The 21782-nt window shown below is 68.1% G+C and carries 25 protein-coding genes; 14 read left to right on the top strand and 11 right to left on the bottom strand.

What is annotated here, in order from left to right:
• Positions 1 to 96: 96 nt before the first annotated feature.
• The 4 genes from ABIC53_RS12405 to ABIC53_RS12390 all read left to right on the top strand — a co-directional run bounded on the left by ABIC53_RS12405 (position 97) and on the right by ABIC53_RS12390 (position 2735).
• Positions 97 to 765, top strand: a complete 669-nt coding sequence (locus ABIC53_RS12405) for an Abi family protein (protein ID WP_282501779.1) — start codon at positions 97 to 99, stop codon at positions 763 to 765.
• A 104-nt stretch (positions 766 to 869) separates the two neighbouring features.
• Positions 870 to 1208: a DUF3892 domain-containing protein gene (locus ABIC53_RS12400; protein WP_354451686.1), complete on the top strand. Its 339-nt coding sequence runs from the start codon at positions 870 to 872 to the stop codon at positions 1206 to 1208.
• Between the two features lie 338 nt (positions 1209 to 1546).
• The gene (locus ABIC53_RS12395) at positions 1547 to 2392 is read left to right on the top strand and encodes a hypothetical protein (protein WP_282501780.1); all 846 of its coding nucleotides are present in this window, start codon (positions 1547 to 1549) and stop codon (positions 2390 to 2392) included.
• A gap of 52 nt (positions 2393 to 2444) precedes the next feature.
• Positions 2445 to 2735: a hypothetical protein gene (locus tag ABIC53_RS12390; RefSeq protein ID WP_282501781.1), complete on the top strand. Its 291-nt coding sequence runs from the start codon at positions 2445 to 2447 to the stop codon at positions 2733 to 2735.
• A gap of 99 nt (positions 2736 to 2834) precedes the next feature.
• On the opposite strand, the gene ABIC53_RS12385 is transcribed toward ABIC53_RS12390, so the two are convergent.
• The 4 genes from ABIC53_RS12385 to ABIC53_RS12370 all read right to left on the bottom strand — a co-directional run bounded on the left by ABIC53_RS12385 (position 2835) and on the right by ABIC53_RS12370 (position 5555).
• The gene (locus ABIC53_RS12385; protein ID WP_282501782.1) at positions 2835 to 2954 is read right to left on the bottom strand and encodes a glutaredoxin domain-containing protein; all 120 of its coding nucleotides are present in this window, start codon (positions 2952 to 2954) and stop codon (positions 2835 to 2837) included.
• A 611-nt stretch (positions 2955 to 3565) separates the two neighbouring features.
• Entirely contained in the window at positions 3566 to 4057 is a 492-nt protein-coding gene (locus tag ABIC53_RS12380) for a GNAT family N-acetyltransferase (RefSeq protein WP_282501783.1), read from the bottom strand.
• Positions 4058 to 4231: 174 nt separating this feature from the next.
• Positions 4232 to 4903 carry an HAD hydrolase-like protein gene (locus tag ABIC53_RS12375; RefSeq protein WP_354451683.1) on the bottom strand — a complete coding sequence of 224 codons (672 nt, stop codon included), beginning with the start codon at positions 4901 to 4903 and terminating at the stop codon, positions 4232 to 4234.
• A 10-nt stretch (positions 4904 to 4913) separates the two neighbouring features.
• Positions 4914 to 5555, bottom strand: coding sequence for a TetR/AcrR family transcriptional regulator (locus ABIC53_RS12370; RefSeq protein WP_354451681.1), 642 nt, complete (start codon positions 5553 to 5555; stop codon positions 4914 to 4916).
• Positions 5556 to 5645: 90 nt separating this feature from the next.
• On the opposite strand from ABIC53_RS12370, the gene ABIC53_RS12365 reads away from it, so the two are divergent.
• A complete protein-coding gene (locus tag ABIC53_RS12365) occupies positions 5646 to 6518 on the top strand; it encodes an aldo/keto reductase (RefSeq protein WP_274179067.1) in 873 nt (290 codons plus the stop codon).
• A 26-nt stretch (positions 6519 to 6544) separates the two neighbouring features.
• Here ABIC53_RS12365 and nucS read toward each other — a convergent pair whose 3' ends face one another.
• The 3 genes from nucS to ABIC53_RS12350 are packed head-to-tail and all read right to left on the bottom strand — an operon-like array spanning position 6545 to position 8646.
• Complete coding sequence (gene nucS / locus ABIC53_RS12360; protein WP_091501312.1) at positions 6545 to 7243, bottom strand: endonuclease NucS; 699 nt, start codon at positions 7241 to 7243, stop codon at positions 6545 to 6547.
• A 9-nt stretch (positions 7244 to 7252) separates the two neighbouring features.
• On the bottom strand, positions 7253 to 7837 hold the full coding sequence (locus ABIC53_RS12355) for a GNAT family N-acetyltransferase (protein ID WP_354451678.1): 585 nt from the start codon (positions 7835 to 7837) through the stop codon (positions 7253 to 7255).
• Between the two features lie 47 nt (positions 7838 to 7884).
• Positions 7885 to 8646: a CPBP family intramembrane glutamic endopeptidase gene (locus ABIC53_RS12350; protein ID WP_274179065.1), complete on the bottom strand. Its 762-nt coding sequence runs from the start codon at positions 8644 to 8646 to the stop codon at positions 7885 to 7887.
• Between the two features lie 109 nt (positions 8647 to 8755).
• Between ABIC53_RS12350 and ABIC53_RS12345 the strand changes: the two genes are divergently transcribed.
• Positions 8756 to 9301, top strand: coding sequence for a TetR/AcrR family transcriptional regulator (locus ABIC53_RS12345; RefSeq protein ID WP_274179064.1), 546 nt, complete (start codon positions 8756 to 8758; stop codon positions 9299 to 9301).
• A gap of 264 nt (positions 9302 to 9565) precedes the next feature.
• Here ABIC53_RS12345 and ABIC53_RS12340 read toward each other — a convergent pair whose 3' ends face one another.
• On the bottom strand, positions 9566 to 10822 hold the full coding sequence (locus ABIC53_RS12340; RefSeq protein WP_274179063.1) for an MFS transporter: 1257 nt from the start codon (positions 10820 to 10822) through the stop codon (positions 9566 to 9568).
• A gap of 56 nt (positions 10823 to 10878) precedes the next feature.
• Between ABIC53_RS12340 and ABIC53_RS12335 the strand changes: the two genes are divergently transcribed.
• The 7 genes from ABIC53_RS12335 to mnhG all read left to right on the top strand — a co-directional run bounded on the left by ABIC53_RS12335 (position 10879) and on the right by mnhG (position 18183).
• A complete protein-coding gene (locus ABIC53_RS12335) occupies positions 10879 to 11937 on the top strand; it encodes a LacI family DNA-binding transcriptional regulator (protein WP_282501786.1) in 1059 nt (352 codons plus the stop codon).
• Between the two features lie 71 nt (positions 11938 to 12008).
• Positions 12009 to 14921 carry a Na+/H+ antiporter subunit A gene (locus tag ABIC53_RS12330; protein WP_274179061.1) on the top strand — a complete coding sequence of 971 codons (2913 nt, stop codon included), beginning with the start codon at positions 12009 to 12011 and terminating at the stop codon, positions 14919 to 14921.
• On the top strand, positions 14918 to 15439 hold the full coding sequence (locus ABIC53_RS12325) for a Na(+)/H(+) antiporter subunit C (protein WP_269266802.1): 522 nt from the start codon (positions 14918 to 14920) through the stop codon (positions 15437 to 15439). The genes ABIC53_RS12330 and ABIC53_RS12325 overlap by 4 nt, the downstream gene beginning before the upstream one ends.
• The gene (locus ABIC53_RS12320; RefSeq protein WP_274179060.1) at positions 15436 to 17001 is read left to right on the top strand and encodes a Na+/H+ antiporter subunit D; all 1566 of its coding nucleotides are present in this window, start codon (positions 15436 to 15438) and stop codon (positions 16999 to 17001) included. The genes ABIC53_RS12325 and ABIC53_RS12320 overlap by 4 nt, the downstream gene beginning before the upstream one ends.
• Before the next feature lie 2 nt (positions 17002 to 17003).
• Positions 17004 to 17567, top strand: a complete 564-nt coding sequence (locus tag ABIC53_RS12315) for a Na+/H+ antiporter subunit E (RefSeq protein WP_378718927.1) — start codon at positions 17004 to 17006, stop codon at positions 17565 to 17567.
• Positions 17564 to 17836, top strand: a complete 273-nt coding sequence (locus ABIC53_RS12310; RefSeq protein WP_114587494.1) for an MrpF/PhaF family protein — start codon at positions 17564 to 17566, stop codon at positions 17834 to 17836. The genes ABIC53_RS12315 and ABIC53_RS12310 overlap by 4 nt, the downstream gene beginning before the upstream one ends.
• The gene (gene mnhG, locus ABIC53_RS12305; RefSeq protein WP_112615611.1) at positions 17833 to 18183 is read left to right on the top strand and encodes a monovalent cation/H(+) antiporter subunit G; all 351 of its coding nucleotides are present in this window, start codon (positions 17833 to 17835) and stop codon (positions 18181 to 18183) included. Before ABIC53_RS12310 ends, mnhG begins: the two co-directional genes overlap by 4 nt.
• A 4-nt stretch (positions 18184 to 18187) precedes the next feature.
• On the opposite strand, the gene ABIC53_RS12300 is transcribed toward mnhG, so the two are convergent.
• Together ABIC53_RS12300 and ABIC53_RS12295 are read right to left on the bottom strand one after the other, a co-directional pair.
• Positions 18188 to 18772, bottom strand: a complete 585-nt coding sequence (locus ABIC53_RS12300; RefSeq protein WP_274179059.1) for a TetR/AcrR family transcriptional regulator — start codon at positions 18770 to 18772, stop codon at positions 18188 to 18190.
• Between the two features lie 7 nt (positions 18773 to 18779).
• Positions 18780 to 19319: a hypothetical protein gene (locus ABIC53_RS12295; protein ID WP_274179058.1), complete on the bottom strand. Its 540-nt coding sequence runs from the start codon at positions 19317 to 19319 to the stop codon at positions 18780 to 18782.
• Between the two features lie 109 nt (positions 19320 to 19428).
• Here ABIC53_RS12295 and ABIC53_RS12290 point away from each other — a divergent pair, with 109 nt between their 5' ends.
• Positions 19429 to 20727, top strand: coding sequence for a PP2C family protein-serine/threonine phosphatase (locus ABIC53_RS12290; RefSeq protein ID WP_274179057.1), 1299 nt, complete (start codon positions 19429 to 19431; stop codon positions 20725 to 20727).
• Positions 20728 to 20742: 15 nt separating this feature from the next.
• Here ABIC53_RS12290 and ABIC53_RS12285 read toward each other — a convergent pair whose 3' ends face one another.
• Positions 20743 to 21756, bottom strand: coding sequence for a glycoside hydrolase family 6 protein (locus tag ABIC53_RS12285; protein ID WP_274179056.1), 1014 nt, complete (start codon positions 21754 to 21756; stop codon positions 20743 to 20745).
• Positions 21757 to 21782 lie beyond the last annotated feature (26 nt).

Below are 21782 nucleotides of genomic sequence, written 5' to 3'. Positions count from 1 at the left end.
TAGAAAAGCAGAACCCCGGCCGTGTGATCTGACCTTTGCGAGGCCTACAGGGACGGTTCCGGGGTGTTGCGTTACATGTTACGTGAGTGGGGGACGATGGTCAATCAGCGTTGGGCGTTCTACGAGCAACACTTCGGCCCGGACCGGCTGAAACACTATCTCTCCGAAGCGCGCGGAGACACTGCGAGGGCGGAGGAGCTCTACCAGTGGAACGTCGAGGCTGCTTCGGCGTTCTGGGGTTCGCTCGGACACCTCGAGGTGGCACTGCGCAACACCATCGATGCCCGCATGTCAGACCGGCACGCGCAACTCGGGCGCGCGAGCCATTGGATCTCGGACGACCATCGTGAGTTCGGTCGCAGAAACCCACCCACTAAGCATCGGTACCCGTACGTCGACGTTGACACCGCGAAGAGGCGCGTCACAAAGAACCAGAAGCCGGTTACGCCAAGCCAAGTCATCTCGGAGATCTCCTTCGGGTTCTGGCACCAGATGGTCTCCCAGAGTCAGATGCGGTTCTGGCCGGACATCGCGACCGGGTTCCCACACGCTCCTGACAGAGCGCAGGACACGGTGCAAGAGCCTGTCAGTCGGCTTCGCGACCTTCGCAATCGCATCGGGCACCACCACCGCATCTGGTCGCAGGACCTTCAAGGTCGATATGACGACATCCTGCTTGTTACAAGCTTCATCGATCCTGACCTGAGCAGCTGGGTCGACGCGCAGTCGGCTGTACCAGGGGTGTTGGCGGTCAAGCCCGTGTAGCTTCTCCGGCCGACGAGCGCGAATCGCTCACCGGCGCGTAGCCACGTTGTCGCCACGTTCGCGTTCTCATGCGGCCGTTTGCGAACTGAACGGAGTGGGCTGTCGTGCCTTCGTGCCATGATCCGTTTCAGTGCCGCAGTGTTGCGACAGGAAGCGAGGGGCCATGTCCATCCAGATCACACACGTCCGTTTCGGGGGGACTCGGAAGACGGAGGACGAGATCGTCTCATACAAAATGGAAGAGCGAGCAGACGGGCGAAGTCAAGCACAGCGACAAGCCCACCTTGGTTGCCTGGATCGACAACGGAGGGAAGGCCTACGTCGGCGCTGGGAGCGCTCGTGTAGCAGTCGGGGTTGTCAGGCCGCAAAACGGGCAGCCGTACCTGCGTACTCATGCCGACGTCAAGTGGACTAACAACCTGGTCAGCCTCCTGACCTTCTGAACCATGAGCTTCCACAAGCCTTAAGCGCTAGCCCCATCGCCGGATGCCCCAAGCGGCCGCGTGCGTTCACGCACCCATCTAGGGGCACGCAACCGGACATATGTCAGGAACCTGACATAACGTTGATTATCGGGGTATCCGGTACCGCTTGGTTGCTCTTGCGACCGTCGGCCGCCGCGGCGGGTGAGCTGTCGAGAGCCCAGTTCTCGATCATCGGGATAACTGCCCAATGAGGGGATGTTTCGATCTCCCAACTGAGGAACCTCGATCGTTTCGTTGCTTCCTGGCATAAATCGTGAAACGGTCGGCTCGACCGAATCACATTATGGGGGAATCAGTTGAAAACGAGACTTCTGACCCGTGCTGCACTCTCTGCCGCGGTTCTGACGATCCTTGCTACCGCCGCGGTAACTCCTGCATGGGCGAGTGGCACCGCAGCACAGCCGTGCAGTATCGATGAGAAGCAAGCTGGAGATTGTGCACCTTACCTCGCATCTGCTGACGAGGATCCGGTAGAGGCAGCCGTTCGGCAGCTGGTGGCGCAAGGCGAAAGCGCTGGAGCTACAGCATTCGTCGAGAAGAAGTCAGCCAACCTTGACAGCGCGTCCGCCGCGGACCTTCGAGCAGTTCTGGCCGAAGCGACGGCCTCGGAGTCTACGGATGTCAGCCGTGGCGGAGTGCAGGCTGATGCTCTACGTGCCCCCGCAATCCGAGACGGGCGAGTGATCGGGAAAATCTGGTACCTGGACGAGAAGCTCGACTACGGATATTGTCGTCCCGACGGAACCGGCTGTGGGCCGGTCGTAGGCGCCGTTCAACTTAAATTCTCGTACAATATCAACGAGTATCCCACTGTCACTCTTGATGGTGAAGTCCGCGCAATCGCCGGTTCACTCATTGAGGTCAATCCGCTGGAGTGCAAGACCTACTACGAGCTCCCCCTCTTTGACCAGGTTCTGCACGATTGGAATAACTGTGACAGCGCACAGTTTCGAGGGATGGGAACAGGCCCGCTGATCTTCGAGGAAAACTACCAGCACGGCTCGGCGCCCGGCACGAAGTACCACGTCGAGCTGAGTGGGAAGATCACGACCTACCATGATCCCGGTCAGCCACTGTGGTTCCTGCGAAACAGCCACACCTACACCGTCGTTCACACGGGCACATCGGGCGCGACGTTCTGAGGGTATCCGGGGGGCTCGACTTCAGGTCGAGTCACCCGGATAGTGTGTCCAGATGAATCATCGCGAACTACAGATCGAGAGAAAGCGTCTGTTGAACGCCTATCTCGACGTTCTCAACGACCCCTCACGGTTTTTGGACCTCGTTCTTCGCCTCCCAACCGGCGATCACCTGAGCGAAGCAATCGAGCACGAGTATCGCTTCGACACAGCGATTGCCCAAGCCGTCTCCTCCTTAGGCATCCAGTACTTCACTCCCGAGAAGGTCCAGCGCGTCCGAGATGAACTAGCTCAGCTAAACCGTGCTCTCGGTGAAGCCGAAGACCGCCCCAGCAGCAGATTTTGACTGAACGCTCCGGCGAAGGTCATGGTGCGCCGCCACCTGTCGCCGTTGTCGGTCACGACCAACGAAGCTCGTGGACGCCGGCAACGCGCAGCTCGTCGATCAGGCGTCGGCGTGGACGTCGACGAGATCGAAGTCGATACCGGCCAGGCGCAGCGCTGTGCAGGTGTTCGTGCACTTCGTGCAGCCCTCGGCCCCGTACACCGTGACATGAATGCTCATCGCCCGTGATCCTCTCTGCGGTCCTCGGCCGTTCAGCCGATGCTTCGCCATCAGCTGATACTTGCCGCCCGCGCGTCGGCTCGGAGCGGGTCAAGGACTGGCCCCGCCGGGATTCCGCAGGAATCCGCGCAGCACCCTTGAGGCGTTCCGAGCCGACGCGCTCCCCCGCTGCCGCCGGCGCCGGCAGCTCAAGTAGTTGACACGTCCGTGTCACTCTGTCTTGATCTATGGCAACACGCGGCGTGTTACTCGCGACTCGCTCGGTCTATGGCTGGTGTCGCGGTATGACCGACCGTCGTCTCCCGTGGGGTTCGCGTGAGAACCCAGGGAGCCGGGGTTGGGCGATCAAGCGGGTTCGAAGGACCGGCTCAATCAGCTCGCCCAGCACGCCGGCGTCTCGAACGCCGTGCTTCTAGAGGAGGTCATCGACCACCTCGAAGAGAAGCGGAACGAGCGCGGGCTGCCGACCTGGTGGTCGGAGCAAGAGCTCCCAGTCGGGGAGCTGCCTACGAAGGAAGGCGTACCAAGCAGCGATGGAGGCGATTCTGTTGAGTCCCGCTCGCCGCCACAATGTCGGGTCCTGACGGCTCGCCCGACATCGAACAGTCGCGTCAGATTCCGTCGAGGGTGGGCGGCAGCGCGAACACCAACTCGTCGATCTCTTCGCCGCGGGCGGGGGCGTATGCCCGCTGCTGTCGGATCTCGCTGAAGCCGCTCTTGGTGAGTACGGCGATGGATGCCGCGTTGTCGGCGGCGACCCGGGCATAGAGCGGGCGCTCCGCTTCGCGGGCGACGAGCAGGCGCAGCGCGGCCGAGGCGACACCGCGACCTCGGGCGTGGCGGGTGATCCAATAGGTGACCTCGCGATCGCCGTCGACGGTGAAGGCCGCGGCGGTTCCGGCGAAGCCGCCGTCATCGGTCACGACGAACATCGAGACCCGGTCGTCGGCGCGGTGCCGCTCGAGCCACGCATCGAACGCGGCGCGGTCGGAGGGGTCGTCGGCAGTGAAGGCGGCCTGGGCGACGGCATCCGGGTCGCGCATCATCTCGAAGACGGCATCCGCGTCGTCATCGTCGAAGGGGCGGAGATCCACGTGAGTCACACCGGCACGCTACGCGGATGAAATCCGTCTCATTTACGGGTATCGGTGCGCGGCGAAGATCAGTACAGTTATCCCGTCACGCATCGCGTGACGTATCCGGGGGGATCCGTCGACGCCCGGGCGCTGCATTTCTGGCACGCAGCCCGGGCGTCGAATGGGGGAGTGCCCCGACGCTCAGCCGGCAGGAAGCAGCTGCGTACGCAGCTCGTCGATGTCAGCTGCCACGGCGATCGCGCCGTTCGCCTCCTCGGGAGTGCTGAAGCCCCACGACACGAAGATGACCGGCACGTCGTTCGCGGCGCCGCCCTCGACGTCGTGGTGACGGTCGCCGATCAGCACCGGCCGCGAGACGTCGATGCCGTCGGCGGCCAGGCGTCGGAGAGCCTCCGCCACGATGTCCGACTTCGAGCTCAGCGTCTTCTCGTCGCTCGTGGCCCCGACGATCTCGCGCAGGCGCGGTGCGAGGCCGAAGTGCTCCATGAGCGCCCGCACCTGGATCTCGGGCTTTGAGCTCGCCGTCGACTGCGGCACGCCCGCCTCATCCAGCTCGACCATGAGGTCGGCGACGCCGGGGTAGAGGCGTGCACCGGTCGTGTAGCCGTCTGCCTTGCCGAGCACGCGGTAGAACGACACCGCCTCGGTCGCCTTCTCGGGCGTCATCCCGAGGTTCGTCTGGAACGACTCGTGCATCGGCGGACCGATCCAGTGGATGAGCTCCTCGCGCGTCGGCGCGGGGCGGCCGAAGTGCTCGAGCGTGATCGTGAGGCGGCGGAGGATGCCCTCGGAAGCGTCGACGACCGTGCCGTCGATGTCCCACAGGACGCAGGAGAACGGCGATCGGGTCATAGGTCCCACCCTACGTGCGCGATGACGCGGAGTACGGCGTGAGGGGGCCGTCGACCATCTTCGGAACGCGGTCGCATGCGCCGTGCACGCCCCCATCGAGAACCCCGATGACTCCCGCGATCACATCGTCGGCGTCGACCCCGTGCTCCACGAGCTGCATGCCGGCGTTGATGACGCCCTGCACGAGGGCCGCACGGGTTGCGGCACCCGGGATTCCGAGCTCTTCGAGAAGGTGACGCAGCGGTGCGGTGAGGGCGTCGTGCATCGCCATGATCGCCTCGACGTTCTTCGGCGAGATGTCGGTCTGCTGGAGGCCCGTGGCGAGCGTGTGCTTGCCATCAGCGGTCATCCGGATCGTCGCGGTGACGTAGGCGTGCAGGCGAGCGCGGCCGGGGGCTGCGGCATCCATCGCGGCCTCGAGCTCCGCACCCCATTCCTCGAACGCCTGCATCGCGATCGCGGCGAGGAGGTCGTCCTTGGAGGGGAAGTACTCGTAGAAGCTCGACCGGGACAGGCCCGCCCTTTCGCACACCGAACGCGGAGTGATGGCGGCGACGCCGGCCTCGGCGATGATCGCCTTCGCCGAGGCGAGGAGCGCTCCGTGTTGAGCGACGCGGTGCTCTGCGACGGTCGCAGCGGTGATCTTCGGCACCGCCCCATTATGGGTCTCGCTCATGAGGCCCGCCGGGGTGGCTATGCGGGTGGCGGGAATGTCTCGCGGCTCCCGCGCGCTGACATCCTCATGACGACATCCAGCACGTCCTCAGCCCACGCTTCCGGCACCTTCCGCATCGGCGGCGACCTCGAGGTCAACCGCCTCGGCTACGGCACGATGCAGCTCACCGGCCCCGGCGTCTGGGGTCCGCCGAAGGATCACGACGAGGCGATCCGCGTGCTCAAGCGCGCCGTCGAGCTCGGCGTGAATTTCTTCGACACCGCCGACTCGTACGGCCCCTACGTCGCCGAGGAGCTCCTCAAGGAGGCGCTGCACCCCTACGGCGACGACGTCGTGATCGCGACGAAGGCCGGCCTCACGCGCACTGGGCCCAACGAGTGGCCGCCGCTCGGGCGCCCCGAGTACCTGCGCCAGGAGGCCGAGATGAGCCTTCGCCGCCTCGGACTCGACCGCATCGACCTCTTCCAGCTGCACCGCATCGACCCGCAGGTTCCCCTCGAGGACCAGGTCGGCGAGCTGAAGAAGCTCCAGGACGAGGGCAAGATCCGCCACATCGGACTCTCCGAGGTCACCGTCGATCAGGTGAAGGCCGCGCAGCAGATCGCCACGATCGTGTCGGTGCAGAACCTCTACAACCTGCAGAAGCGGGATGCCGAGGAACTCCTCGACTGGTCGACGGAGCAGGGCATCGGCTTCATCCCGTGGTTCCCGCTCGCGACCGGCGGCCTGACCGGTGCCGACTCGCCGCTCAGCGAGCTCGCCGAGCGCAAGCAGGCATCCCCCGCCCAGATCGCCCTCGCGTGGCTGCTCAAGCGCTCGCCGGTCATGCTGCCGATCCCGGGCACCTCGAGCGTCGCGCACCTCGAGGACAACCTCCGCGCCGCCGAGATCGAGCTGACCGACGACGAGTTCGAGGAGCTGTCGAAGCTCGGCTCCTGACGGCTCGCGGTTGCGGGCGCGTCGCGTCAGAACAGGCGCGGCGCGCCCGACTCGATGCCCTTCATGGCGTCGTAGTCGAGCGTGACGCAGCGGATGCCGCGGTCGGTGGCGAGCACCTTCGCCTGCGGCTTGATCTCCTGCGCCGCGAACACCCCGGTGACGGGCGCGAGGTGCGGGTCTCGGCCGAGCAGCTCGAGATAGCGCGTGAGCTGCTCGACACCGTCGATGTCGCCGCGGCGCTTGACCTCGACGGCGATCGTTCCGCCCGCGGGATCGCGCAGCAGCAGGTCGACCGGTCCGATCGCGGTCGGGAACTCGCGGCGGACCAGCGTCAGGTCTTCACCGATCACCTCGACCTGCTCGGCGAGCAGGCGCTGAAGATCGGCCTCGACGCCGTCCTTGATGAGACCGGGGTCGACGCCGAGCTCGTGGGACGAGTCGTGGATCATCTCGTAGATGCGCACGACGAGGGTGTCGCCCGACTTCGCGTGGGTCACCCGCCACTGCTCGACGACCTGCTCCTCGACATCCGGGTCGTCCTCGGGCGTCTCGACCGTGAGCGTGCACGGCGGGCTCATCCAGTTCAGCGGCTTGTACGACCCGCCGTCGGAGTGCACGAGCAAACTTCCGTCGCCCTTATGCACCAGCAGACGGGTGGCGAGCGGAAGGTGAGCATTGAGGCGCCCCGTGTACTGGACGGAGCAGCGGGCGATGACCAGACGCACCCGTCGAGCCTAAGCGCTATCGCTGGCGGCGGCGGCGGCGTCGTCGGCGTCGGCGTCGGCGACGGAGAGCTCGTAGATGATCTCGAGACCATCCTCGTCATCCCACTGCTCGCCGCGCTCGACGAACCCGTAACCGTCGATGAGCGCTCGTGACGCGACATTGTCAGGGCTGATCGTCGCGCGCACCGTGCGCACATCGGGGTGGCTGCGTGCCACGTCGAGCAGGGTCTCGAGAGCCTGTCGTGCATAACCGCGGCGCCGCAGCGCGGGGTCGACGCGATACCCGACTTCGACCATGCCGCTGGCATCCGGCGGGCCGTGGAAGCCGGCCACGCCGACGGCGGCGTCGCGCTGGGGATCGATGATGAGCCGGGTGATCCACGGAGCGTCACCAGGCGCGTTCCCGACCTGTGCGCTGCGGTGCCGCCAGAGCCAGTCACATTCCGGGCCTGTGAGGAACGGGTTGGCGTAGATCGGGTCGAGGTTCGCCGTGTCACCTGCCCCGAGGGCATGGAGAACCTGCTCGGGGATCATGTCGAGGTGGACGCCGGTGTCGGATGCCGGGAGGTACCAGGGCTGTGTGGAGATCGTCATCGCGGATGATCCTGGCAGAGTGCCGGCGCGGGCGCGCGCCCGCGTGTTCAGCCGATATGCGCAGCGACGGTCGGGATGAGGATCGGCGCGTTGACGGCGGCGTGAAGCACCATGCAGGCGACGAGGTTGCGGCGCCAGAGGTACAGCACGTAGATCGCCACGGTTCCGCTCGCGTGGTAGAGCAGCCACTCGGGTCCGAAGGTGAACAGATGTGGCACGACGAAGAACGGAAGCGTCGTGGCGACCGCGACCCAGCGTCGCCCCGTGAGCTCGGTCAATCGTTCGAGGGGATAGCCGCGGAACAGGATCTCTTCGCAGATCGCAGCGCTCAGGATCATCGCGACGACCACCAGGATCGGGAGCGCCGCGATGGTGGCGGAGCCGGTGTCGGGTGCGTTCTGCGGACGGATGAGCTGCGCGAGCCAGCTCCAGGCCATGGCGCCACCGAAGAAGATGAGTGCCCACTCGAGGTCTTTGCCAGTCGGCCGCACGATGCGCAGAGACGACAGCCCGCGCCGCTCGACACCGAACACCCACGCGAGGACGAGCGCCGTCGCGAGGCAGTTCCAGAAGATCGAGGCCGCCGGTCCCGCGAGCCCGATCGCCGCGAGCGGGGGGCGCGGGTCGGCTCCGACGGCGCGAAGCACCTCCGGTAGCCACATCGGTGACCACGCGAGACCGATGCCGACCAGGACGGTCGTCCAGGCGAGCGCGCGGGGGCGGGGCGGTTGCGGCCGTTGCGGCTGGTGCCGGGGCTCTGGCGGTGTCGCGTTCGTCGGTGCCGTGGCGGGGTTCGATTCCGATTCCACGACATCAGAGTAACCGCTCTAGAGTTGCTGCTCTAGTAAAGCTTCGCGGGCTAGGGTGGCTCCCGTGCCACGCCGTCGCGATCCTGAACGCTTTGAGGAGCGGCGTGCCGTGATCCTGGATGCGGCGGCCGCCGAGTTCGCCGCATCCGGATACGCGGCCGCCACCACTGCGTCGATCCACCGTCGCGCGGGCGTGTCGTCGGGCACGCTGTTCCACTACTTCCCGACGAAGCTCGACCTCCTGGTCGGAGTGCTCGAGGCCGGGCGCTCCGAGACGGAACGGGCGCTCGCCGAGATCACTGAGCGGGCAGCGGGTATGGATGCCGTTCTGGCCTATGCCGCGCACCTCGAGGCGGAGCTCGCCGACGAGTTGTACCCCGGGCTCGTCCGGGCGATCGGCGACGTCGAACGGCTCGAGCCCGTCCGCGAATCGCTCGCCGCCGAGACCGCGGCGATCGACGACTTCCTCACGCAGTACCTCGCGCAGGCTCTCGATGCAGACCCGGCGAGGTGCACCGGCCAGGCTCGCGCGATCCGCTGGCTCTTCGACGGAGCCGCAGCCGACGCGCTCGCCGCGCCCGTCCCCACCGGGTTGCTTGTCGACGCGGTGCGCGCCCTGCTTCGCGGCATGGGGGTGCCGCTGCCGCGGTTCTGAGCTACCGCGCCGGCATCTGCCGGTTGTCCCGTCGTCAGGCTCACCTGCCGTTGAAGCCCCGCGGGCCGTCAGCGAGCACGGTTGAGCCTGTTGACCGGGCGGGACCGGCTCGGCTCACACGACCCCGACTCGTCCGTCAGGCCATCTGCCCCCGCCCGCTTCACCGCTCCGCCGAGGTCCCAGTTGGGCCGGAATGGCGACGGGATACCCGGCCAAACTGGGACCTCGCGGCGCGGTGAAGCGGCGCGGACCTCGCGCGACGGGTCAGTGGCGGCCGGCGCCGACCTTGGCTCCGGGCAGCGGCTTCGCGGCCGACGAGGCGAGACCGGATGCCGCGACGAGCACCACCAGGATGAACAGCGTCGGCAGCAGGCCGATGTGGTCGCTGATGAATCCGAGGATCGGCGGTCCGCACAGGAACGCGACGTAACCGATCGTCGCGGCGGCGCTCACGCGGGCGGCCGCGCGGGCGGGGTCGTCTGCGGCGGCCGACATCCCGAGCGGGAAGCCGAGCGACGCCCCGATGCCCCACAGTGCGGCTCCCACGAAGACGAGCGGCAGGTTCGGGGCGAGGATGAACAGCAGGATGCCGGCTGTCGCGGCGACGGCGAGCACGCGCAGCGTCGCGACGCGGCCGAAGCGGTCGACGAGGGGTCCGCCGAAGACGCGAACGACGGTCATCGACACGCTGAAGACGGTGAGGGCCGCGGCGCCGATGGCGGCGGTTCCGCCCTCGTGCTCGACCACGCCGAGCGCGAGCCAGTCGTTCGCACCGCCTTCGGCGAAGGCCATGCCGAGCATGATGATGCCGAGCGTGTAGGTGCGCGGCTCGCGCCAGGCCGAGAGCGACACCGCGAGTCGCTGACGCCACCCGGGCGCGGGGCCGTCGGCGGCCGCCTCCGGCGCCGCGACGTCGGCGGCGACGGCATCCGTCACCGCGCGGCGGGGGACGTTCGCAATCGCGACGATCGCGAGCACGACGATGAGTGCGGCGATGGTCACGGCGTGGATGGCGACGCCGATGTGCAGGCTCGCGGCGATCGCGCCGAGCCCTGCGCCGATCACGGTGCCGAAGCTGAAGAAGGCGTGGAACAGCGGCAGGATCGTCTTGCCCGACTGCGTCTCGATGGCGGCACCGTCGACGTTCATCATGACGTCGAGGCATCCGTTGCCGAACCCGAAGAGCGCGAGCCCGACGATGAGCATGGCGTAGGAGTGGAAGAAGCCGCTGCCGAGCCCGAGGATCGCGAGGCCGATCGACAGGGTGATCAGCACCCCGAACATGCCGGTGCGGGTGCCGAGCCGGGCGATGATGACGGAGCTCGCGGAGAGCCCGAGGATCGAGGCGATCCCCATCGCGAGCAGCGCCAGTCCGATCTCGCGGTTCTCGATGCCGAGGTCTTCCTTGATCGTGGGTACGCGCGCGGCCCAGGTGGCGATACTCAGGCCGCTCGCGGCGAAGATCGCGAAGACGGCGTTGCGCCAGCGCAGGTAGACGGAACGGGAGAGCACATCGGTCACCGGGTCAGCGTACCGAATCGATTCGACGTTGCACTACGGCCAGGTACGATCGGGGCGTGAACGCACGTCGGCCCACCATCTCGGACGTCGCGCATGCGGCCGGGGTCTCGCCGTCGACGGCATCCGTCGTCTTCAGCGGCAAGACGCCCGTCAGCGAAGCGACCCGCGCGAAGGTCCTCGCGGCCGCCGCCGAGCTCGGATACCTCGGACCCGACCCGCGCGCGGCGTCGCTCCGGCGCGGACGCAGCGGGATCATCGGGGTGGTCAGCGGCGGGCGGCTCGGCAGCGTCTTCGGCGACCCCGTCATGCGGACGACGATGGACGCGCTCGCCGACGCGGTCGCCCCGATCGGCGCCGGACTGCTGCTGCTACGCGAGGGCAGCGTCGTCGCGGGCGAGCCGACGCTCATGACGGCTCCCATCGACGCCGCCGTGCTGATCGGATGCAGCGCGCTGCTGCGCGACCACCTCGCGAGCGTTCGGGCCCGTGGCATCCCGGTCGTCGTCATCGAAGGCGACGGGGGCGAGGGGGTGCCCCGGATCGCGCTCGACAACCGCGAGGCGCAGCGCCTCGCAGCCGAGCACGTGCGCGATCTCGGGCACACGAACGTCGTCGCGGTGACGATGCCGGTGCGGTGGGGATCGGAGTCGGGCTGGCTGTCGCGCGACGACGAGAGCACGACGTCGGTCGACGTGGTGGCCGACCGGCTCGCCGGATTCCGCGACGTGTTTCCGGATGCCGCTGCCTACGCCGCCGGGGACAGCTCGATCGACGCCGGCGCGGCAGTCGGACGCGCGCTCTTCGCGGGCGACGGCCCGCATCCGACGGCGGTCATCGCGCAGAGCGATCTGCTCGCGGTGGGTGTGCTGCGCGCTGCGGAGGAGGCCGGGCTGCGGGTACCGGAGGATGTCAGCATCACGGGCTTCGACGGCATCGTGGTCGACGGTCTCGCGCCCTACGAACTGACCACACTCGTGCAGCCGGCGTGGCAGAAGGGGCGAGCCGCCGGCGAGGCTGTGGCAGCGCTCCTAGCCGGAGACACGCCCGACTCGCAATGGTTCACGAGTACGTTCCGTCTGGGGAACACGACGGGGCCGGTTGCTGTCAAGTCTTAGCCGATCGACCGTAGACCGGCATCCTGTCGGTAAGATGGGTGACACGACCCCCCACGCCCAGAGGAGGCCTGTTGCTGATCTTCCTCGGTGCGTTCGCGGTTCTTCCGTTGGTTCTGCCGTGGTTGATCAAGCGGATCGGCGCCCGCGCATTCTTCGTCGCAGCACTCCTGCCCATCGCAGCGTTCGTCGACGCGGCCCGTCGCGCTCCTGAGGTTCTGAGCGGAGGCATTCCGTTCGAGTCATACGCCTGGATCCCTCAGCTCGACATCGCTCTGTCGATGCGGATGGACACCCTCGCGTGGATCATGACGCTCATCGTCACCGGCGTCGGTGCGCTCGTGATGATCTACTGCCGCTGGTACTTCGACGGCAAGAAGGTCGGCGTCGGGCAGTTCGCGGCCGTGCTGCTCGCCTTCGCCGGCGCCATGTACGGACTCGTTCTCACCGACGACATCGTCGTGCTGGTGATGTTCTGGGAGATCACGAGCGTTCTCTCCTACCTGCTCATCGGGTTCTACAACGGCCGAGGAGCGAGCCGCCGTGCGGCGCTCCAGGCGCTTCTGGTCACCACCCTCGGCGGTCTCGTGATGCTGATCGGCGTCGTGATGCTGGTCGTGCTCTACGGCACCACGAGCCTGAGCACGATCGTCTCCTCCCCAGCACCGGAAGGTGCGCTCCTCAGCATCGCGATTGCTCTCACGCTCGTCGGTGCCCTGAGCAAGTCGGCCATCTTCCCCTTCCACTTCTGGCTGCCCGGCGCCATGGCCGCGCCCACCCCGGTCAGCGCCTACCTCCACGCCGCAGCGATGGTGAAGGCCGGCATTTATCTGATCGCCCGTCTCGCGCCCGCCTTCGCGCACGAGGACCCGTGGCGTCCCATGGTCATCGGGCTCGGCGTTTTCACGATGCTGCTCGGAGGTCTGCAGGCCCTGCGCGAGTCCGACCTCAAGCGCATCCTCGCCTTCGGCACCGTCAGCCAGCTCGGCATGCTGACGGTCGTTCTCGGCTATGGCGAGCGCAACTCCGCCCTGGCCGGCCTGGCGCTGCTCGTCGGCCACGCGCTGTTCAAGTCGTCGCTGTTCCTCGTGGTCGGCGTCATCGACCGACAGCTGTCGACCCGCGACATCCGTGAGCTCTCGGGAGTGGGGCGCCAGGCGCCGACGCTCGCGGTCTTCTCGATCATCGCGATCGCCTCGATGGTGGGCGTGGCACCGACCATCGGCTTCGTCGCGAAGGAAGCCGCGCTCTCGTCGCTGCTCGAGGGGGGCACGGATCCGCTCGCCCTCGCACCGCTGATCGGCATCGTGCTCGGCTCGCTGCTCACCACGGCTTACGGCGCACGCTTCGTGTGGGGCGCGTTCTTCACGAAGAAGGATGCCGCAGGCGCGACTCTGCCTCGCACGGAGTGGCCCGATCCGCCGATCGGATTCCTCGCCGCCCCGGTGCTGCTGAGCGGCCTCACCGTCGTCGGGGGCATCGCCGCACCGTTGCTCGATGCCGCGTTCTCGGGCTACGCCGCCACGATGCCCGAGGCGGCGGGAGCCGACGGCTACGAGTACCACCTCGCCCTCTGGCACGGTTTCGAACCCGCGCTGTTCCTCTCGGTCGGCAGCATCCTCGCCGGTCTCGTGCTGTTCTGGTTCGTCGGGCGGCGCCCGGGCACGCAGCGTCGCTGGCTGCCCTTCACCGCCGTCGACGCCTACAACGGGACGGTTCGCGCCATCGTGCGGACCTCGGTGTGGACGACGTCGCTCACTCAGCGAGGGTCGCTTCCGGTCTACGTGGGCACGATCTTCGTCGTGTTCGTCGCGGCCGAGGGCACGGCGCTCATCGCGCACGGCGGCTGGCAGGCCGATCTCGCCGCGTGGCACTCGCCGATGCAGGTCTTCGTCGCGCCCATCATGATCATCGCGGGCATCATCGCGGTGCGGGCCCGCAAGCGTTACACCGGAGTCGTGCTCGTGTCGGTGACGGGGCTCGGCATGGTCGCGCTCTTCGCGTCGGCCGGTGCGCCCGACCTCGCGCTGACGCAGATTCTGGTCGAGACGGTCACGCTCATCGCCTTCGCGCTGGTGCTGCGCCGCATCCCCTCGCGGATGGGCGACCACAATGCCTCGGTCTGGCCGATCGGGCGCGCGCTGCTGGGCATCGGCGTCGGTGCGACGATGGCGCTCGTGGCGATCGTCGCGACCAGCGCCCGTGTCGCCGAGCCCATCTCGACCGCGTTCCCCGACCTCGCGTACGAGATCGGTCACGGCAAGAACGTCGTCAACGTCACCCTCGTCGACCTGCGCGGCTGGGACACGATGGGCGAGCTGTCGGTGCTGATCCTGGCGGCGACGGGTGTGGCCTCGCTCGTCTTCGTGACGCATCGCTCCGACACGCTCTCTCGTGCGATCTCGTCGCTGCCCACCGGCGCGCTGCGCACGCGCCGTCCGCTCGTCGAGACGTCAGAGGGGCCGCGGCCCCGCGCCGGATCGGGATCGTCGCGGCAGGCTTGGCTCGTGGGCGGGCAGAAGCTCCGCCCCGAGACGCGTTCGATCATGCTCGAGGTGATCGTCCGCATCCTGTTCCACACGATCATCGTCGTGTCGCTGTATCTGCTCTTCGCCGGCCACAATCTGCCGGGCGGCGGCTTCGCCGGCGGACTCGTCGCGGGGATGGCGCTCGTCATGCGCTACGTCGCGGGCGGACCGTACGAGCTCGGGGCTGCCGCTCCGACGGATGCCGGGCGACTGCTGGGCGTCGGGATGGCGCTGGCTGTCGGTACCGCGGTCGTGCCCCTCTTCTTCGGTGCGCCCGCCCTGACGAGCACGTTCTGGGAGGCGGAGCTGCCCGTTCTCGGCCACGTGGAGTTCGTCACCTCGACGATCTTCGACGTCGGCGTCTACCTCGTGGTCATCGGGCTCGTCCTCGACGTGCTCCGCTCGCTGGGCGCGGAAGTCGACCGGCAGCGCAAGGAGCGAGAGGAGCTCGCCCGATGAACGTCTCACTGATCCTGATCATCATCATGGGCGTGCTCTTCGCCGCCGGCGTCTACGCGATGCTCGAGCGCAGCCTCACCCGCGTGCTGATCGGCTTCCTGCTGCTCGGCAACGCGGCCAACCTGTTCCTCCTCGTCGTCATGGGGGCGCCCGGTGTCGCGCCGTTCTACGGCTCGGCCGATGACCCTGCCGAGTTCAGCGACCCGCTGCCGCAGGCGCTGACCCTCACGGCGATCGTCATCACCTTCGCCGTCTCGGCTTTCCTGCTCGCCCTGATCTACCGTTCCTGGCAGCTCGGTCAGGCCGACACGGTCGAGGATGACGAGGCCGACCTCGCCGTGCGCGATCGCATGGCCGAAGACGAGGAGGCGATGGAGCAGGAGATCACCGACGAAGACGACGACGCGACGACCGACTTCGTCGGCGACCAGACGTCACCCATCACCGTGCTGCACTCGCGCGACTTCGACGCGCTGCGCGACGACGCGCCCACCGATCGCCCCGGAGGAGACCGATGAGCGCCCTGGTTCCCCTCCTCGTGACGCTGCCCCTGCTGGGGGCCGCGGTCGCCCTCATCTTCGGTCGCCGCCGCCGCATCCAGGTCGGGGTCTCGATCGTCACGCTCACCGCGACGCTCGTGATCGCGGCGGTGCTGCTGAACGTCATCAACGCCACCGGCGTGCCGATCGCAGTCTCGGTCGGCGGGTGGCCGATCCCGTTCGGCATCGTGCTCTACGTCGACCGGCTGGCCGCGCTGCTGGTCGTCGTCTCGAGCGTCGTCCTGCTCGCGGTCCTGCTCTTCTCGGTCGGCCAGGGCGCCGCCGACGGTGACGATGAGACGCCGGTCTCGATCTTCCACCCGTCGTACCTCATCCTCTCGGCGGGCATCTTCAACGCCTTCATCGCGGGCGACCTGTTCAACCTGTACGTCGGATTCGAGATCCTGCTCGTCGCGTCGTACGTGCTCATCACGCTCGGGTCGACCGAGTCGCGCATCCGCACGGGCGTCGTCTACATCGTCGTCTCGCTGGTGTCGTCGATCCTGTTCCTGTCGGCGATCGCGGCGATCTACGGCGCGCTGGGCACCGTGAACATGGTGCAGCTCTCGCAGCGGATGACGGAGCTGCCGCAGGAGACGCAGCTCGTCCTGCACCTGCTGCTGCTGCTCGCGTTCAGCATCAAGGCCGCCGTCTTCCCGCTGTCGTTCTGGCTGCCCGACTCGTATCCGACGGCGCCCGCTCCCGTCACCGCGGTGTTCGCGGGGCTGCTGACGAAGGTCGGCGTGTACGCGATCATCCGCACCGAGACGGAGATCTTCCAGGACAACAGCGTCAACACGCTGCTGCTGATCGTCGCGCTGGCGACGATGATCGTCGGGGTGCTCGGCGCCGTCGCGCAGGCCGAGCTCAAACGCATCCTGTCGTTCACGCTGGTCAGCCACATCGGCTACATGATCTTCGGCCTCGCCATAGCCACGCCGGCCGCCGTCGGCGCGACGATCTACTACATCGTCCACCACATCGTCGTGCAGACGACCCTCTTCCTGGCGGTCGGTCTCGTTGAACGACGGGCCGGGTCGACCTCGATCCTGAAGGTGAAGGGCCTCATGCGCGCGGCGCCGCTGCTGGCCGTGCTCTACTTCATCCCGGCGATCAACCTCGGCGGTCTCCCGCCCTTCTCCGGCTTCATCGGCAAGTACGCGCTGTTCGACGCGGCCGCCGACGAGGGCAGTCCGCTGATGTACGTGCTGATCGTCGCGGGCATCATCACCTCGCTCCTCACGCTCTACGCCCTGATGCGCGCCTGGAACCTGTCGTTCTGGCGCGAGAAGGACGAGGTCGGAGAGGGCGAGAGCGAGACCGACGCGCGCATCGCCTACCTCGGGGATGCCGAAGGGGCCGACGTTCAGACCGAGAAGCGCGTCATCCCGCGCATCATGACGACCGCGACGGCCGGAATGGTCGCCGTCACGGTCGCGCTGACCGTGTTCGCCGGACCCCTGTACGACCTCTGCGCCGCCATCGGAGAATCGCTCCTGCAGCCGGTCACGATCAGTCAGCTCGAGCAGGAGGTGCAGTGATGATGGGCGACGCCAAACGCAACGCTGCGACCGCGCTCTGGCGACAGCTGCCGTTCTTCGTCTGGCTCGTCGCGCTGTGGATGCTGCTGTGGGGTCAGTTCACCGTGCTCGCGGCGCTGACCGGCATCGTGGTGGCCCTCTTCGTGACGCGCGTGTTCCGGCTGCCGCCGGTCGAGCTGTCGGGCCGGGTCAACATCTGGTGGGGCGTCGTCTTCTTCCTCGAGTTCCTCCTCTCGCTCGTCAAGGGATCGCTGCTGGTCGCCTGGCAGGTCATCGATCCGCGCCGTCAGCCGGGCGCCGCGATCATCGCCGTGCCGCTGCGCACCGATGACGACCTGATCATGACGCACGTCGCGGTGACGGCATCCCTCATCCCCGGCTCGCTGATCATCGACATCGACCGCGACCGCCGAATCCTGTACGTGCACGCCATCGGCATCCGCACGCAGGAGCAGCTCGAGCACCAGCGGCGCGAGATCCAACACTGGGAGGAGCGCATCGTCCGAGCGGTCGGATCGAAGGAACAGGCGCACCAGCTGTCGGACCTGCGGAGGGAGCGCTCATGACCTGGCTCGTCGTCGTCATCTCGGTCGTGTTCGCGGTGTCCGCGCTGCTGACGCTGTGGCGCATCATCGTCGGCCCGTCGATCCTCGACCGCGCGGTCGCCTCGGATGTGCTGCTGACGCTCGTGATCTGCGCGCTCGGCGCCGAGATGGCGATCAACCATCACACCCGCACCCTGCCCGTGCTGCTGATCGTCGCCGCGGTCGGCGTGTTCGGTTCGATCTCGATCGCGCGCTTCGTCGCGCGGAAGGACAACACGGACGCCTCATGAGCATCACCGACGTCATCGCCCTCGTGCTCGTCCTCATCGGGGCGCTGCTGTGCCTCACGGCGGCGATCGGGCTGCTGCGTTTCCGCGACGTACCCACCCGCCTTCACGCCGCCACGAAGCCCCAGGTCCTCGGCTTCATCCTCATCTGCATCGCCGTGGGGGTCTCGCTGCACTCGTGGCCGGTCGTGGCCTTCCTCGTGCCGGTGGCGCTGATCCAGCTCGCGACGGCGCCGCTGTCGGCCCACATGGTCGGACGTCAGGCGTACCGCAACAAGACGCTCGACGGTGAGTCGCTCTTCGTCGACGAGTTCGCCGACGCCCCGGCTCCGAGCGACACCCGCGACTGACCCGCTAACCGGCGAGCGAGTCGAGGTGACGGTCGAGCACCCGGTCGACATCGACGGCCGGCTCGGTCGACGACGTCCAGATGAGGTGCAGCGCCAGCCCGTCGAGGAGAGCGTGCAGGCGCTCCGTTTCGAGCACCGGATCGATGTCGGCGCCGAGACCTCCCGTCTCCCCGAGCTCGCTGATCACGGCGGCACAGACGCGATGGACGCCGTCGTGCAGCTCGCGGGCGTGGCCCTGCAAGCCGTCATCGGTGAGGGCGAGCCGGCTCAGCTGCAGCTGAACCAGGAGCTCGGTGCGCCGCGAATCGTCGAGCGGCAGCAGCTCGCGCATCCAGCGCATCGCCCGCTCGCGCCCCTGACCGGTCACGGCGAGCAGACGGGCCGTAACGTTCTGTTGGAGGCGCTCGAAGCAGAATCGGCGTAGCTCATCCTGCGTGGGGAACGCCCGACGAAAGGATGCCGTCGCGATTCCCGCCTCGTCGGCCACCCGCCGCACCGACAGCGCTGCGACCCCGTCGCGGGCGAGCACTCGGAACGCGGCCGCGGCGATCTCGTCGTTGCGGTGGTCGTGGTCGATCAGGCGGGGCATGTCATCATCATCCCGCAGCGACCGGAGCGCGCTTAGGCCACACGGAGTAGCTGATCGCCCAGAGCAGGTCGATTCCGACGATCACCCCGAGGATCGGGAAGAACCCGAGCAGCTCAGAGGTGCGGTCGGCGTCGCCGACGAGCAGGATGAGCCCGCCGAGGATCGCAGCCGCGATCGCGGCTGCGAGCAGCGTGCGCGGCACATCCTTCCAGCAGGCGATCGCGTATGCGGTGCCGTACAGCGCGGGGCGCGGCGCCGCGCCCCGGAAACGCGTGGCGACCTTCGCATCGGCCCAGGCGATCATCCGGTGTCCGTAGGCGACCGAGATGCCGATGTAGAGCGCCGCCAGCCCGTGGTGCCAGGAGGCCGTCCCGCCGCCGAGCAGATCGACCGCGACGAGCAGCAGCAGGACGAGGTCGATCAGTGGCGCGGCGAGGAGCAGCATCGCGCCGAGGCGGGGTCGGTTGAACGCGTAGCGGGCTACGAGGCCCGCGATGATCGCAACCCAGAATCCCACCTCGCAGGCGATGATGGCGGCCAGGATCATGGTCGAGTCCTCTCATTTCGGCGAATGGAGCGATGTTAGCACGCTCGTGTTACTAAAACCGGCGCCCTTTCGTCGCCCACCGAGGCCGGAAGTCGTATTGACTGAAGACATGACGCACGCCCCGCCTGACGCCCGGGTCTCATCCGTCGAGGCCGCTCCCGCGGTCGTGGTGCCCGTGCACCGATCGTGGGAGAACCTCGCGCGGCAGGCCATCGTCGCGGCGTTCGTCGTCGGAGCGGCCATCGCGAGCGCCGCCGTGCCGTGGCTCCCCGTGACGGATGCGGCGAGGATGTGGCAGGGAGCGGCGCTCGCCGTCGTGCTCCTCGTCCTCGGCGCGCTCATGGCGCGATGGCCGGCGCTGCGGCGTGCGGAGCTCGTCATCCCGATCGGCGACTTCATCGCGATCGGCCTGCTGCGGTTCGGCACGGGTGACACGCAATCGGTGTTCCTCGCGATCGTCGTCCTCCCCGTCATCTGGATCGCTGCCGGACCGGGGCGCTGGCGCATCGTGCTCCCGCTCGTCGGTGTGTGCGTCACGCTGCTGCTGCCGCTGGTGCTCGCGCCCGACCAGGTGCTCACCGTGAGCGAGCTCGTTCGACTGATCATCGCCGTACTCGTCTACGCTGCAGCGGGCGCCGTCGTGAACGAGCTGTCGCGCCGCTCGCTGCAGAAGCTCACGGCGTCGCAGTGGCACCGGCGTCTGGCCGAGGCCGAGGTGTCGCAGGCTGCCGTCGTCCAGCGGTCTCTGCAGCCGGTCGACGGGTCGGATCTGCCGGCGCGCTTCCGGGTGGCCGGCGCGTGCGTCCCGGCCCGCACCGTGGGCGGCGACTTCTACGACTGGTACGCCACCCCCGACGGCGGCACCGCCTTCACCCTCGGCGACGTCATGGGCAAGGGGGTCGGTCCCGGTATGATCGCCGCCGCCGTCCGCACGGTCATTCGGAGCAACGTCGACGATCCCGACCCCGCCGCCGCACTCCGCCGCGCCGCGATCGGTCTCAACACCGGTCCGACCGACACGATCGGAGCCCAGTTCACGACGTGCTTCCACGCGCGCATCAGCCCCGATGGGATGCTGCGGTGGGTCGATGCGGGTCACGGCCTCACCGTGATCCGTCGCGCGGACGGCACCAGCGAGTTCCTCCGCTCGGGCCACCTTCCGATCGGCGTCGGGACCAGCTGGACGAGCGATGAGCTCTCGTTGCGCCCCGGTGACAGCGTCATCAGCGTCAGCGACGGCGTACTCGATCTGTTCGGCGGATCGCTCGACTCCATCGACCGCTATCGCGACTTCGTCAGCAGCCGGCCCGATATCGACACCGTCGTCAGCGAACTCGTCGCTCGGGCCGCCGGAAGCGAACAGGAGGATGACGCCACCGTCATCGCCGTGACCTGGGGCACGGCCTGATCGCCGGCGTCGGCCTCAGAATGCGCGGTTCCGCACCAACTCGAGGGCGGCCTCTTCGTACCAGCTGCCCGCCGCGGGACCGCCGTTGCAGGTCCCGTCGCTCTCGCCGGGTCGCTTGATCCACAACAGCGCGTCGAGTCCGGAGCCATCCGCGCCGACGCTCGGCGGCGTCCCCAGGCCCACGCCGCTCGGGTTGCACCACGTGCCCTGCCACCCGCGACCGTTGCGCGACGTGTCGATGACGTACCGCGGGCTGCCGCCCAGCAATGCTCGCAGGCGCTCCGCGTACCGCTGCTCGTCGGCGGTCGGCGAGAAGTTCGACACGTTGGTGGAGAACCCGCGGCCGTCGAGGACGCCGGCATCCCGCAGCCGCTGCGCCATCGTCTCGGGCGGCACCCAGTTCGCGTTCCCCGCATCGATGTAGGCGGTGACGCCGGCCTCGGTGAGGGCACGGACGGCGTCGCGGATCAGCGTCGTCCGGGGCCCCTGACCCGCGCAGTCGCCGAGCATCGACAGGGCGTCGGGCTCGACGATCACGGCGGATGCCGTGCCGCGCAGCGTCTGAGCGATCAGCCGTGCCCACTCCCCATAGCGTTCGACCGGCAGCCCGCCTTGCGAGTACGCGGAGCAGTCGCGGGCAGGGATCGCGTACATGACGAACGTCGCCACCTTGTTCTGTGCGGCCGCCGCGGCGGTCTCCGCCCGCAGCACCTGCACGAGCTCGGCATCGCTGTACCATTCCCCGAGCCAGGTGGCGGTGGGCATGCGCGCGATCACGTCGAAGGCATCGGCCACCGCCGTGCGTCCCTGAGCTCGCGCGTCCGACGCCGCTTGGGCCGCAGCCGAATGGGTCGGCAGCGCGGCACCCCGAGCGAGCGGATTCGGGCCCGAGGTCGGGGCGACCGCTGGTCCGGCGCCGCGGCGCGCCTCCTCGTGCGCGCTCGCGGGCGCCGCATGCGCGACTCCGGCGGCGAAGGCGAGAGCGAGCACCGCCGCGAGCGCCGATGAGATCCGTGGAACGCTGCGCATGATCGACCTCCTTGCAACGGTGCCCC

Origin of the sequence: Microbacterium sp. 1262 (assembly GCF_040544895.1) — a bacterium.
Taxonomy (GTDB): domain Bacteria; phylum Actinomycetota; class Actinomycetes; order Actinomycetales; family Microbacteriaceae; genus Microbacterium; species Microbacterium plantarum.
Note: the sequence above shows the minus strand (reverse complement) of the source record. Positions and strands in the feature narration are given on the sequence as shown.